Source organism: Pseudomonas sp. AC083 (genome assembly GCF_979253165.1).
Window position 1 is genome coordinate 1 of record NZ_CEEDDH010000296.1, and the last position, 243, is coordinate 243.

The following is a 243-nucleotide window of genomic DNA, read 5'->3' on the forward strand; positions in this document are numbered from 1 at the left end:
GCCTGAATCAATATGGCTTTGGTCCGCAGCTCAGCATGAAGATTTACCAAGTGTACGAGAGTGAAACGCTGCAAAAGATTGAGGAAAATCCGTATCAGCTTGTTAAGGATGTTGAGGGGATCGGATTTATTAAGGCGGATGAGCTCGGCGCTAGAACAGGCATCTCAGGTAATGATCCAGAGCGGATTCGTGCAGCCTTGCTATATACAGTGGAGACAGCCAGTCTACAGGACGGTCATACGT

Annotated in this window: 1 protein-coding gene; it reads left to right on the forward strand. The window is 48.1% G+C overall.

Annotated features, from left to right (window positions below):
- Positions 1 to 35: 35 nt before the first annotated feature.
- Positions 36 to 243, forward strand: a 208-nt coding sequence (locus AC0IXA_RS28000) for a helix-hairpin-helix domain-containing protein (protein WP_471814992.1), incomplete at its 3' end; no start/stop codon positions are given.